A 13,600-nucleotide genomic window follows, 5' to 3' on the forward strand; every position below is an offset into this window, starting at 1 on the left:
ATTAATATTGCCTGTTTCGTTCCAAATTAAGTCGGTTAATCCATCGCCATTCACATCGCCTGTTAGAGTTTTATAACCATTCCATCCACCTTCTGGGCGGTCTTGTGCTGGTAAAAAAGTAAAAGTAGACATAGCTTTCAATAGTGTTGATTTTTGTATGCAAGTGTGACTGACGTAAAGTATCCCAACCGGCTAGGCTCTCAGTTGGGGTTTGCAATCTCCTTGAAATTTAATATACAGCAGAGTGTTTCCAAAGATAAAGCGCAAGACTCAAGCAGCACCCAATATCAGCCAGACTGATTCTCAGCTACTTGCTGTACTTGCTACATTGTCAAATCTAGAGCTACCGCCACTTGTTCTACACTCAACGCCAAGGCTAACAGTCGGGGTACAGTTTCTAAAGATGTTTTAAAAATCTAAATTTATACTTGCCTTGGCGATTGGAAATCGCGGCTACACAGACAAAACCCATCTCCGTAGGTTTAAAACCGTTGATTTTTCATTAGTCCGCGCAGGCGGACTTCGCTTTTGTAGCCGCGACTAAAGTCGTTAGGTATTTTTGCAAGAAGTCTAATAAGGAGATTAAAAAAAGCAGATGGTTGCTTCCATCTGCTTTAATAATAGATTCGTTATTTCCTTTACTTGGATACCAACTGATTAACTGGAGCAACCCCAGCTAAATCTAAAATTGACGCGATCGCATCTTCACGCTTCACCGCCATCATATGGACTCCCTGACATAATTGCCGCGCTATTTGCACTTGCTCGGCGGCAATTTTTATCCCTTCCTCAAAAGGGTCTTTGGCTTTCGCCAATCTATCAATAATATGTTGGGGAATATTTACACCCGGAACACACCTATTAATAAACTGAGCATTTTTCGCCGATTTCAACAGAAAAATTCCTGCCAAAATCGGTTTTTTATAGCCAGCGGCAATGGTGTCCATAAACTTTTCTAGCATGTCAAAATCGGTAATCAATTGACTTTGGAAAAACTGCGCTCCTGCTTCGATTTTGCGTTCAAATCGACTTTGCAAACCAGACCAACTCTTACATTGCGGGTCTACCGCTGCACCAACAAATAAATCTAGCGCTCCATCAGTCAAAGGTTTCTCGTTGCAATCAACGCCTTGATTCATCTTCCGAATTAGTTGCAGCAGTCGCACAGCTTCCAAATCAAATACTGCTTTGGCATCTACATGATCGCCTGCTTTTACTGGGTCACCAGTCAAAGCTAAAATGTTACGTATGCCCAAAGCATCAGCGCCCATTAAATCAGCTTGTAAACCAATGCGATTGCGATCGCGGCAAGCAACTTGACAAATTGGCTCTACGCCGTTTTGTAATAAAATCACCGACGCCATTAACGAAGACATCCGTAACATTGCACGGCTACCATCAGTAACATTGACAGCATGAACCCTCCCCTTAAGAGTCGCCGCCATTTGAATCATGTGCGCTGGATCTCCCCCTTTCGGAGGTGCTACCTCGGCGGTAACTAGAAATTCACCTGCTTGTACAGCTCTCTTGAAGGCTGTGGAGCGATGGGTGTGATGCATAAAATTAAGACTTTCCATTTCTTCAATGGTATAGCAAATCACACCTGAAGGGAAAACTTATAGAGGAAGAGAGTAGCCTAAAGCAGCCTTTACTTGTGATAAAGTTTGATTTGCGATCGCTCTAGCTTTTTCCCCTCCATCGCGTAACACAGACTCCAAATAGGCTTTGTCTGCCGTTATCGCCTGATATTTTTCTTGAATTGGTTTCAGGGACTCAATTATCGTGTCCGTCAACAATGGCTTAAATTGCCCCCACCCCATATCTTGACACTCAACTGCTACATCTTCCTTTCTCTTGCCAGAAAGCAATGTATAGAGCGTTAACAAGTTATTACACTCTGGACGCGCTGGATCATCAAAAGTCAAACCACGAATCGGATCGGTTTTACAACGCTTAATCTTGTATTGAATCTGTTCTGGTGAATCTAGCAAACTGATCCGGCTTAACTCTGAAGGATCAGACTTCGACATTTTGCGTGTACCGTCCGCTAAACTCATCACCCTTGCCCCTTCCTTGCGAATCAAAGGGTCTGGTAACTTTAGAACTGGTTGATCTGGTTTACCAAATTGGTGATTTAACCGAGCTGCAATATCCCGTGTCAATTCCAAGTGTTGCTTTTGGTCTTCACCCACTGGCACTTTATCGGCTTGGTAAAGCAAAATATCAGCTGCCATTAGCACAGGGTAATCTAATAAACCTGCACTCACATTTTCTCCCTGCTTGACAGCTTTTTCCTTGAACTGGATCATATCTTGCAGCCAGTTTAGAGGTGTAATGCAGTTGAGCAACCAGGTGAGTTCACTGTGGGCCGAAACGTGGGATTGGACAAAGATGGTAGAGTGATTTAAATCAAGACCACAAGCTAGATAGAGAGCAGCGAGGGTGTAGGTATCAGCGGCCAACTGTTTTGGGTCGTGTGGCACTGTAATCGCGTGCAAATCAGCTACAAAAAGGTAATTTTCGTATTCGCTCTGACCTTCTACCCAGTTGCGAATGGCTCCCAAGTAGTTGCCTAGATGGTAATTGCCCGTTGGTTGAACTCCAGAAAGAACACGTTGCTTGCCCATAAATTTCAACTTAGTTATCTCAAATCCGCGCTATGTAAAGTGGCGATATCTGGCGACAAGTCGCTTCTCTACGAGACGCTACGGGTAGCTTGCTTCTCGGTAGGAGTATGCGCCTACGCAAAACTCATTTAATTTTGACATTTTCCAAGTCAACTCGCCGTTGTGGATTAGAGATTTTAACTCAACTCCGATTCCTATAGAAACTCTTCACGAAAAAAAACGACAACTTAGTGTAGTAATGGCACAACTTTGTGTAGTAACAATAGATTGTGGGGTGGGCATTGTAATGTCTTACTGTAGTCTGCTGTAAATAAAAAGTCGATACAATCGCATTGTAAGTCGATACAATCGCATTGTAAATCGATGCATTAAGAATGCAGAAGGTTGCGTTTAGATGGCACGGCAATAGAAATACTAAACCGCAAGACCCTGTAAATAACAATACTTTTTCTCTTCATCTGAGCGCTTTATGTATCTTTAATTTATAGAAATAGACAAAATTTAAGTTTTTGTCAGAGGAAGTAAGATTAACTTAGAAATTGTAAGTTAATTTTTCCACTCCGGGAAATCTGTTAATGAAAGCTTTACTACTCTAGTCCATAATGGAATGGCACTGAGAGAAGGTGAAACCTTTGTCTGGACTGGCTGTAGGGTGTAGGGAATAATAAAGAAAAATATAAATAAGTGCAAACATCAATAAATCTTTGACTCACTACACCTCAAACCCTCTCATCCCTCTAGATAATGGATTCGCTCAAATTTTAGTGCTATTTGCTCATCAGCTTGTTTCCAGCTTGTTATCGAATCCAATCACATATCTAAAATTGTTTGAATTTGCTGGTATAAATAGCCTTGATAAACCAACTTTACCGCTAGGTCTTTTCTCAGTTTACGCATATTTTGACGCAGAGTGATAAATTCTTGCACTTGATGCGATCGCATCAAGTGTGTCTTTGACTATTGTTCGCTGAACAACTTCAGAAGTAGCTGTTGCGGTTTGTAGATGCTGATTCATTATTGTTTGCTGTTTGACTTGTATACCCCACAGTATTTTGGCTAGTCAAACCTGGGATGGGATTCAAAATCAATTCCTTTTTCAAGGAGTTTTCTGACCTCAACAAGTTTTTGCAACACAACCCCCGATAACCCATAGAGCGCAAACAGTCTAAGCTTAAAGGATTGTAAGTGTAACCAATGGCTAGACAAAAATTTCAAGCGAATTGTGCCAAGATATGCCTGTAGTGTTAACGCTGGCAACGGTGGGCGTTATGCTGTCCGCGAGCTTGACTGCGGTGAAAATGTGGTGCATTTCTATTTTGAAGCTTAAGGACATTAAAAGACTAATGAAGCAGTACTCTCAGCTGACGATTATTTCTTACATATTAGGGCCTACTTTGATCGTCGTGAGTCATTTAGGATCACTACTCATTATTGTTACTGGCTTATCGTGGGGTGCTGCCTTGTGGGCCCTATTGTTATATGTAATACGAATGCTTGCAACTACTGGCATCTACCATAGGTTACTCACCCACAAGAGCTACCAGGCTCCAACCTCAGTTCTATGCGTTGGAAGCATCGTGGCTGCTTCAGCTGGGCAGATGGGGCCAAGTTGGTGGAAAGCTCACCATATGGTCCATCATCAATGCTCAGACCAAGAAAAAGATCCTCATTCCCCCTATATGCCTTTCAAAGGGATAAAAGGATTCTGGTGGTCTCAAGCTGGATGGCTATTCTCGCCACAGTTTTTTCCCTCGAAGCTTCCCACCGATGTTGAGAGTAATGTGGTTTTGAAGATTGTTGACCGTTTGCACTTCATTCCCACCGTTGCTCTCGGTGCGCTCTCGTACTACATCGGTGGAACTGAATATCTCGGCGCTTTTTTCCTCAGCACGACTGTCCTCTTCCACTGTGTCGCCACGGTCAACTCACTCAGCCACATACTCGGTGAGCAACCGTTCATAACCAACGACTATAGTAAGAACCATTGGCTCGTCGCGTTTCTGACTTTGGGTGAAGGCTGGCATAATCTTCATCATGCATTCCAGTCGTCAGCCCGGCATGGCATAACCGTGCGAGAGGGTCAGGTTGCCTATCTTCCAGACCCAACATTTTGGTTTATCAGAATGCTTCAGTTCCTAAAGCTAGCGTCAAAGATTAGAGTGCCTTCTGAAACAGAACTTCTCGCTCGCGCCAGAAACCGAAACTGTCATAACTCAGTGTTCAAGGCGGAAGCAAAGATATCCGTCTGATATTCTGGTTGACAGATTGGTCAAAAGAAAAGTCTCTTCCTTGGCGTCTCAGTCAAGAATCCAAGGGCTTAACACAATGAAGATGTTTTTCTGAAGAAGGCATCTTCAGCCAATTAAATAAGGACGGACAAGATGTCCATCCCTCAACATACCATCTTTGAAGCGTGGGCATTACGTCGGAGCGCTTCCCAGCATTCGAGTTATCAGCTCAGTACCCCACACTCACCTTGATGCCGCAATAAATGATCGCAAAGCACCAGCGCCACCATCGCTTCCACCATCGGCACCGCTCTGGGCAAGACACAGGGGTGATGCCGTCCTTTCGCTGCCAGCTAGAGGTGTCAAACTAAGCGAGGAGGAATGTAATTGACACTATGCCCTTCAACCCCTAGCAGGAGAAACTCTAGCTTTGTCCGGCTAGGCATGAACCATTAAAAATTGACCATTACCATTATATTCTCCATCACAACTAGCAAAATTGCGAATAAACCATATCAAATAAAACCTCCATATCCGGCGAAACCTGGCATAGTCCATGCCATAGTTTAATGTTTTTATTGTTGTCTGGTTGTCGTCAAAATTTTGTAACCAGTTAGTTAGTGTTTTAGAGTAATTAAAGCCATTGAGATACCATTTTTGAATTGTTTTGAGGTCTTGGTTATGGCTGGGAACTGCATTGTAATTCCAGTAACGACCGTGTGGAAAAATATATTTGTGGGTGTAAACGCTGGACATATTGTTAGGGATGCGGACTGTGATGATGTGAATCAAAACTTTGCCATCATCTTTCAGAAACGAAGCTAATTTTTTAAAGGCTTCTGTTAAGTTACCAACATGACAAAAAACACCAATCGAGAGGATTTTATCAAACTTTATCTCGAAATTTGCATTATTCAAATCACCTTCATATAGGGTAAACCGATCTGAACTGAGATAACTCTCAGGATCTTGCATTTTGTGGCGGATATATTCACATTGCTCGTGGCTCAAATTCAGACCCGTAAACTTGACATTGGGGAACTTAGAAAGAATGTAATTAGGAACACATCCCCACCCGCACCCAAAGTCTAAGATATTGTCTCCGTCTTTGATGTCTAGCTTTTCAATTACATCATCAATCATCTGCATCTGGGATTGCTCAAGGTTTAATGCTCCTTTTTCCCACAATCCCATGCTGTACTTAGGATAAATGAGTTTCCCGTCCCCCAACATAGTATTCAGCATGGCTTGAGGCAAGTCGTACTGAATTTTCATTAGTTCTCGTGCTCCTACGGCGACATGATCAGTTTCTTTTAATACCCATTCATACGGTGCCAGGAGGGATGGAAAATACTGAAATAAAATTGGCATACAGGTATCAAAAAGCGATTCTAGGACGGAATCAGGAACTTCTAATCCGTTGATATAAGCCTCTGCCACTGCCATCTGGACTGTGTTGACTACCTCAACCGCCCCACGAGTTGCTTGGTATGCTAATGGACTCTTGATATTTATATCTCCCACAATAGGGATATACTTTTCTATTTCTTGCAGCAGGGTACTAGTAGTCATAGTCACACTCCGTAACAATCATTAAAATAACGCTAGATTAGCTACATTAGTATTAGTCTAAGAATTGGATTGTTTTAGTTTTTTAATCCTAAAGTGTTATAAGTTTTAACATACATTTATGAATATTTATCTTCAAGACACCTTCCGGCACTTTAACTTGATGGAAGTAACGTCCTATAACTTGGCATGAACTGCGTTTATTTCCGATAATTTTTTGGCGTCAGGGTGTTGTTCGCTCAACTCCTTTCCGTTTCTGGTGGCAGTTGGTTGCGATCGCCCTCCAAAAACCGCATTTATTGTATGATTACTTTGTAGCATTGAGTTTAGGTGAACACTTCTTCAGCTTCCGTCATCAGGTGAAGGTGCAACTGGAAACACAACTGGAAGCGTTAAAGCAACACCAGCAAACACAGGAGACAGAAAAAGCAAGTTATCAGTTGTCACCTGTTAATCGGTTTTACGAAAGTGACTCTAGCAGTTTGCAATTGAGTTAACGATAATTATTCAGCTAAACTCTTAAATTCGATTTACCTTTCTGCTAAACCCACCTGTCCTCCAATTAGCCCCAGAAATCCGGTTCCAAAGTGCTGAATCTCCAAAAAACTTGCTTGCTCCGGTGAGGTTTTGTAAATTCGGAATGTCTTCATAATTCCCAAAGTAGCAGCACTTTCTAGAGGCCCAACAAAGCTAATATCGCGGTCAAGAAAATAAGTTTGACTAGCCCATTGAGCCATCTGATTTGCATTCAAAAAGTAGCAGCCTGCATGAGGATTGAGGGCACGACGAAAGGTAATTGGTGCATTCATAATTGTACCGCTGAGTTCTTGTTGCTCCTGTACCTTTTGAAAGGGAGCAGTTACTCGTAAAGCCAAATCCCCATCAATGTAAGCTTTGTCAACCAAACCGTGGGGCGAGACTTCATAACGATTTGGCTGGAGCAAGTTTAAGTCACCAGCTTGTTGGGTAAACCAGTTTAATTTTATAAAAAACCAAGGGTCATAGATAATTAGATCATCTTCCAGAAAGCAGTAGTAATCATACTGACCGAGACAACTTTGCAGAACAGCTTGGCACTCAAACCCCAAAAGTAGAGGTTCTGCATTGCTAGAATGATGCCTATATAAATGGGATGGTAGGGGAAGCTGATTTAGAAGATGATTATCTTTGGTTGTACAAATAACAATATCTAGTTCGTGCGACTGCGGCTGATTAGCAGGAAAAGCTAGTCGTTGAGCAATGTTGATGATACTTTGAGATTTACCAAATGATTGGTGTAAAGCGGTAAGGCTTTTAGTTAACGCCTGCAAGCGGGGTTGCGGGTCTTTGCGTTGGGAAGCATGACGACCCTCACTGCTAGGTTGGAAAAAATGGGCAATGGTAAAAATAATTCGCATTTTAAATATCGCTTTTATATTTTTCTGTTATTTGTCCTTTTGTTGGTTGTAACTAATGACTAATGACTAATATCATCTAATTTCTGCCAAATCCTTTAGAATTTGGCCGCTTTTTCAAGCTATTAGAACTTTTTCCAGCAAACATCCATTGCAAATGCTGTGGTAACAGTTTCGCTAAATCATAACGCTTCAGAATTGTCTCTCGCGCATTCGCACGAATTGCTTTCATCTCCTGAGGATAATTCAGCGCCTCTTCAACCCGATTAGCAATATTCTGGGGAGAAAAGAAATCTACCAGCAGTCCATTCACCCCATCCTGTACGACCTCCAATACTGGCGGAGTCTTAGAAGCTACTAGTAAACATCCTGCTGCCATTACTTCTAACATCGACCAGGATAAAACAAAAGGACGGGTTAAATAAATATGAGCAGAAGAAGCTTGCAAAACCTGAAGGTACTCATTGTAAGGAAGCCTATCTGTAAAGTGCAGTCTCGATAAATCCAAAGATAATTTTTCTAGCATTAATTGTTTATAAGTTTGACCATCGGGGAGATTCTTCCCATAAGCCACCCTATCTTCTCCCACAACTACCACATGACACTTAGGTCGTCGCTGCTGAATTAGCGCCACCGCTTCCATAAACTGCGGAAAACCTCTATAAGGTTCCATCCCCCGTCCCACATAAGTTACCAACTCTTCAACATGGGAAAGGTCAAGATTTATTCTTGGTAAAACTAATTTTGCGCCTGGTTTGGGAGCAAAAAATTTGGTATCAACACCATCATGAATTACAGTCAGTTTGCTATGATACTCTTTAGGAAACTGCTGCCGCTGCCAATTCGTCGGAGAAAGACCGCGATCGCAACTATATAAATCAGTCAAAATCGGCGTATTTTTCACACGGATGCGGCATTCATCATCAGCAGTCATTGGTTCATTGGGATCAAAGTCTGCATCCGAACCGTGAGCATGGTAAAACCACTCGAAATAACACAATAATTCTGCTTTCGGGAAAACATCTTTCATAAATAAAGTTGGCCCCCAACCAGAATGACCATAAACTATATCTGGAACGAAACCCTCGGCTTTTAATTTTTCTGCCACGCGATAGACAGCCTGCGCGGTGAGAACAGCATTTTCCAGATTGCGAACATAATGGTGGGTTTGGGGAGCAGCTTCACGAGAAGGAGTGTAAATAGCTTTATAAACGCCAGGTATTTCCCCTTCACGACGATTTGTCCCAAAGACAACTTGGTAATTAGCATCTTTACCTAAAACTATCGCTAGGTTGCGAAATTGCGAGGGAAAATTGGGATGTAAAAATAAAATTTTCATTGGAATAATCTTGATTAATTTATTGCCAGATAAAATAAATTAAGACAAGCTACTTAAGATTATAAGATTATTTATCACAATTTTTAGCAAGTAAATTTAGGTAAATAGTTGCCCGAAAATGCGAAAATAATCGCAAATTTGTGTTATGAAAATCAAATTTCTTGGTATTGATTTAGGCTGAAAATCGCAACCAAGTGGACTGTGCTGCTTAGAATGGATAGATGGACAACTGCAACTACTTAATTTAGATCGCAAATAAGCCATTGCAGACATCCTCACCTGGATCGCTCAGAGCGTACAATAGACATCTGGGAAAATTAATTATGCGTTCACTCAAACCCTTGTAGAGACGCGAAATTTCGCGTCTCTACTTTTCACAGGATGTAGAAAGTCAGAAAGTATCACAGATGACAAAACTTTTCTCAATCACCGCACCCAAGAAAACTTTTCGAGTTACTCAAGACTGATAAGATTGATTCAAAGATTTGTGGAATCTGCTTTTCCTAAACAGACTGGACTTGTATAAATTACTATCAACAACTTTCGACTCACATCATGAACCGCTTTACCTCTATTTTTCTCGCAGGCTTGATAGCATCTGCTTCTGCTTTGGCGATTTCTCCAAAAGCTGATGCTAAGACACCAGTGTCTTATATTGCTGAGTTAGATAACTACAGCTATGATCGCAACGATGATGGTAACTACGAACTTCAGAGTCGTCATCACAGAGATGATGATTATGACCGCGAGAACAACCTTCGCAACATTCGTGACAATAACTATCGCAACATTCGTGACCATAACTATCGCTATGAGCGCGATCATAACCGCCGCTATGAGCGTGATCATAACTATCGCTATGAACGCGATAATAACCGTCGCTATGAGCGTGAAAATAATCGCCACTATGACCGCGATAATAACCTTCGCAACATTCGTGACAATAATTATCGCTATGAGCGTGACAATAACCGCCGCTATGAGCGTGAAAATAATCGCCGCTATGACCGCGACAATAACCGTCGCTATGAGCGCGAGCGCGATTGGGGTCGTGGTTAATCCTCCGCCTTCATTTATTAAGCTTGGTTCCAGGTGAACTGAGCATTGATTCTACTTGGCGGTAGGATAGACACAATCTCTTTTTCCACTCATTCCAAAACCTGACTTTTCACTCGTATCTGGAAAACCTGGCTTCCATTCCCTAGTAAGAAACCTTGCTCAGGGATTAGGTTTAGCGTTAACTTTTCTACATGACGTGAAAAGTCAGAATATTGTACTTATATTTTAGAACAGCTACTAAATATTAATTATCTACCTGAAAACTTATAACATAAAAGGCGTTGCTAAACTTAAATCAGCAACGCCTGCTCTTGAGTATTCAATAACTACTCAGCACTCTTATTCTGCCCAAGCAATTAATCTTGGTTCATAGGGATTAGCCAGGTATTGATTTTTCGGCAATACACGCAACGACAAGCCTTGCAAACCAGAGGCGGTATAGGTGATATTACCCGTGTAAATACCCAATTGCTGTGCATCCTCCCCTTGGTAATCCATCACCACTGGCACAGCATTGACAATCTCACCATTAGGATCGATCGCACCTTGATATAGCTCCACCTGCACATCATCATTCGTCAAAGTTGCCAAGTCAACCTTGACTTTGACAGCAACGGTTTGATTAACCTCAATCTCTGAAACTGCAGATACGTCAATATCTTTGATTTTGATGTTGAACCAGTGTTCGCCTAGTTTTGCTTTCCAAGCAGCTAGTTCTTTAGCTGGGGCATAGTTATCAACAGTCAGGGTATGATAGCGATCGCTGGCCGGGAAATAAGCCCGCCCGGAATATTCTCCTACCATCCGCGCTGTATTAAAGAATGGACAATTCAACCGAATTGCATCCTTCATTTTGGCAACCCACGGACGAGGCAAGCCATCACTATCCCGATGGTCATAAAATAGCGGTACAACTTCCTTCTCTAACAACTCGTAGAGAGCGTTTGCTTCTACTTCATCCTGGTAGTTAGGATCGTCGTAATTCTCTCCGTGTCCAATTGCCCAGCCCGTGCGGACGTAATCAGCTTCATCCCACCAGCCATCTAGTACACTTAAATTTGGCAATCCATTCATTGCTGCTTTCATCCCACTGGTACCAGAGGCTTCCCGTGGACGACGCGGTGTATTTAACCAGATATCGCAACCTGCAACCATCAGCCGGGATATGTGAATGTCGTAATTGGGAACAAACACTACCTGTTTTTCTAAATGTTGTTCGCGGATAAAGTGATTGATCTCGCGGATCAGTTCTTTACCGGGAATATCCTTGGGATGTGCTTTACCAGCAATCACGAATTGCACTTTCCGGTCTTTGTTAGCCAGTAAAAGCCGCTTAATGCGTTCCAAATCACGCATCCAGAGGGTAGCGCGTTTATAGGTGGCAAAGCGACGGGCAAAGCCAATGGTGAAAGCGTAAGGATCTAAAACTTCTTGGGCTTGGGTAATTTCGGAGGCGGAAGCGCCGCGATCGCGCAAATGCTTGACCAAATGCTCCCGGACAAACAAAATCATATCTAAGCGGCAGCGTTCATGATTGCGCCACAACTCCTCATCGGGTATGGCGTCCATCCGCTCCCACAATGGGCTATCTGGTGGTGCTGATGACCAGTTTGGCCCCAGGTAGCGATCGTACAATTCTTGAGTCGATTTCGCAACACAACTCCGAGCATGGACACCGTTAGTAATTGCTGCGATCGGCACTTCCTCTACGGGCACATTCTTCCACAAGCCCTGGAACATTTGCCGTGATACCACACCATGCAGTTGTGCTACACCGTTAGAAAATGTTGCCATCTTCAGCGCCAGCACCGCCATACTGAAAGGCCCAGATAAATCGCCTGTATTTTCGCGTCCCAGTCCTAAAAATTGCTCTTTAGGCAACCCAAATATCTCTGCATAGTACCCCAGGTAGTACAACATTTTGTCGGGAGCGAACAAGTCAATTCCCGCTGGTACTGGTGTGTGAGTTGTAAAGATATTACTGGAAGCCACCACCTGTTTAGCTTGGGCATAATTCAATCCCTCTTCCTGAATCAGCAAGCGGATGCGTTCTAGGGCGGAGAAGGCGGCGTGACCTTCATTCATGTGGTAAGCGGTGACTTTCAGCCCCAAAGCTTTGAGCATTTGCACACCACCGATCCCCAGCATGATTTCCTGGTGGATACGCATATCGATGTCGCCACCGTACAGTTGATCTGTGATGTCGTGGTCGTAAACATTGTTGGGTTCAATGTTGGTGTCCATCAAATATAGGGGCACCGTTCCTACCTGTACACGCCAAACTCTGGCATACACCTTGCGTCCTGGATAATCTACCGCAATCCGCAGTTCTGAACCATCGGGATTGCGCTCTAGATGCAAGGGCATATTGTAGAAATCGTTGCTCAGGTAGCGTTCCTGCTGCCAGCCATCGGCATTGAGATACTGGGCAAAGTAGCCTTGCTGATACAGTAAACCTACACCTACAAGCGGTAGACCCAAGTCACTGGCAGATTTGAGGTGATCCCCCGCCAGAACGCCCAAGCCCCCAGAATAGACGGGCAAACAATCTACAAGTCCAAATTCTGCGGAAAAATAGGCGTAGGTTTCTTTTGGTTTCTGCTCCCGTTGTTTCTGATACCAGGTGCGCTCTTGCAAATAATCTTCTAACTGACGGTCAGCTCGATCCATTTGCGCTAGAAAGCCTTCATCTTCCACAACTTCCAGAAGCCGCGATTGAGAGATAGTACCCAACATTAACACCGGGTTATGATGGCTAGACTCCCAGAGGTCAGAGTCTAAGCGACGAAATAAATCTTTAGTATCAACGTTCCAATCCCAGTGCAAGTTATATGCCAGCCGCCGTAGTGGTTCGAGTCGCGGCGGTAGTGAAGGGGATACGTTAAATGTGCGAATTGGCTGCATAGGTTGGCAAAACTCCAAGTTTAGCTATGGTTATTGTTTACTCTCTTTACCAATGTTGCCAATTCTTTATACTGTATTTTGTGAAAAAGCGATGACTTTGTTAAGCATTGAGAATTATTTTTAACCTCGTTGCTAAAGTTTACACCAAGGTGTTTCTAATTCTATGCTTACCTTCAGCCATGTACTTGGTATATTAAGATTTAATCATTTACTGGCATCTATCACTTAAAAAAATCCAGTTCTGAATAAATAATTTATATTTTTTTTAGTATTGCTTCCGGGGATCAATTCTACGATCTTGGCTGAGGGTGAAAATTCCTCATAGCTGTTTGCAGTCAAGTTAAATTTTTAATTATTTTTTAATAAAATGGCGCTGGTAAAGAAGCAGTGTAAGAAGGCAGGGGGCAGAAGGCAGAAAGTAAATCCCATAAATAATCGGATGAAAATCGTACCAAGCAGTTAACCAGGAAAAGCGATGCC

The 13,600-nt window shown here is 42.8% G+C and carries 11 protein-coding genes and 2 pseudogenes; 4 read left to right on the forward strand and 9 right to left on the reverse strand.

Features of this window, described 5'->3' with window-relative positions:
• The 4 genes from V7K85_RS36695 to V7K85_RS28285 form a co-directional block, all read right to left on the reverse strand.
• Positions 1-132 (reverse strand): FG-GAP repeat protein (locus V7K85_RS36695; protein WP_442940630.1); only part of this gene is annotated, 132 nt, incomplete at its 3' end.
• A 506-nt stretch (positions 133-638) separates the two neighbouring features.
• Entirely contained in the window at positions 639-1,577 is a 939-nt protein-coding gene (locus tag V7K85_RS28275; protein WP_442940629.1) for a methylenetetrahydrofolate reductase, read from the reverse strand.
• 39 nt (positions 1,578-1,616) lie between these two features.
• Positions 1,617-2,627 (reverse strand): tryptophan--tRNA ligase, encoded by a 1,011-nt coding sequence (gene trpS, locus V7K85_RS28280; protein ID WP_334818735.1) that lies wholly within the window; start codon positions 2,625-2,627, stop codon positions 1,617-1,619.
• Positions 2,628-3,516: 889 nt separating this feature from the next.
• Complete coding sequence (locus V7K85_RS28285) at positions 3,517-3,642, reverse strand: hypothetical protein (RefSeq protein ID WP_334818737.1); 126 nt, start codon at positions 3,640-3,642, stop codon at positions 3,517-3,519.
• 475 nt (positions 3,643-4,117) lie between these two features.
• Between V7K85_RS28285 and V7K85_RS28290 the strand changes: the two genes are divergently transcribed.
• On the forward strand, positions 4,118-4,876 hold the full coding sequence (locus V7K85_RS28290; protein WP_334818880.1) for an acyl-CoA desaturase: 759 nt from the start codon (positions 4,118-4,120) through the stop codon (positions 4,874-4,876).
• Positions 4,877-5,079: 203 nt separating this feature from the next.
• On the opposite strand, the pseudogene V7K85_RS28295 reads toward V7K85_RS28290, so the two are convergent.
• Positions 5,080-5,208: pseudogene (locus V7K85_RS28295) on the reverse strand (chorismate synthase); the annotation flags it as partial.
• 85 nt (positions 5,209-5,293) lie between these two features.
• Complete coding sequence (locus V7K85_RS28300; protein ID WP_334818741.1) at positions 5,294-6,427, reverse strand: SAM-dependent methyltransferase; 1,134 nt, start codon at positions 6,425-6,427, stop codon at positions 5,294-5,296.
• A 209-nt stretch (positions 6,428-6,636) separates the two neighbouring features.
• On the opposite strand from V7K85_RS28300, the gene V7K85_RS28305 reads away from it, so the two are divergent.
• Positions 6,637-6,921, forward strand: a complete 285-nt coding sequence (locus V7K85_RS28305; RefSeq protein ID WP_334818882.1) for a DUF4070 domain-containing protein — start codon at positions 6,637-6,639, stop codon at positions 6,919-6,921.
• A 33-nt stretch (positions 6,922-6,954) separates the two neighbouring features.
• Here the strand turns inward: V7K85_RS28305 and V7K85_RS28310 are convergent, their stop codons facing one another.
• Both V7K85_RS28310 and V7K85_RS28315 read right to left on the reverse strand, forming a co-directional pair.
• A complete protein-coding gene (locus V7K85_RS28310) occupies positions 6,955-7,821 on the reverse strand; it encodes a calcium-binding protein (RefSeq protein ID WP_334818743.1) in 867 nt (288 codons plus the stop codon).
• A gap of 76 nt (positions 7,822-7,897) precedes the next feature.
• On the reverse strand, positions 7,898-9,157 hold the full coding sequence (locus V7K85_RS28315; RefSeq protein WP_334818745.1) for a glycosyltransferase family 4 protein: 1,260 nt from the start codon (positions 9,155-9,157) through the stop codon (positions 7,898-7,900).
• Positions 9,158-9,308: 151 nt separating this feature from the next.
• Here V7K85_RS28315 and V7K85_RS28320 point away from each other — a divergent pair.
• Positions 9,309-9,413 (forward strand): annotated as a pseudogene (locus tag V7K85_RS28320) (DUF429 domain-containing protein); the annotation flags it as partial.
• 299 nt (positions 9,414-9,712) lie between these two features.
• The gene (locus V7K85_RS28325) at positions 9,713-10,216 is read left to right on the forward strand and encodes a hypothetical protein (protein WP_334818747.1); all 504 of its coding nucleotides are present in this window, start codon (positions 9,713-9,715) and stop codon (positions 10,214-10,216) included.
• Between the two features lie 339 nt (positions 10,217-10,555).
• Here V7K85_RS28325 and glgP read toward each other — a convergent pair whose 3' ends face one another.
• Positions 10,556-13,120: an alpha-glucan family phosphorylase gene (gene glgP, locus V7K85_RS28330; RefSeq protein WP_334818749.1), complete on the reverse strand. Its 2,565-nt coding sequence runs from the start codon at positions 13,118-13,120 to the stop codon at positions 10,556-10,558.
• Positions 13,121-13,600 lie beyond the last annotated feature (480 nt).

Source organism: Nostoc sp., assembly GCF_036917615.1.
Lineage (GTDB): Bacteria > Cyanobacteriota > Cyanobacteriia > Cyanobacteriales > Nostocaceae > Nostoc.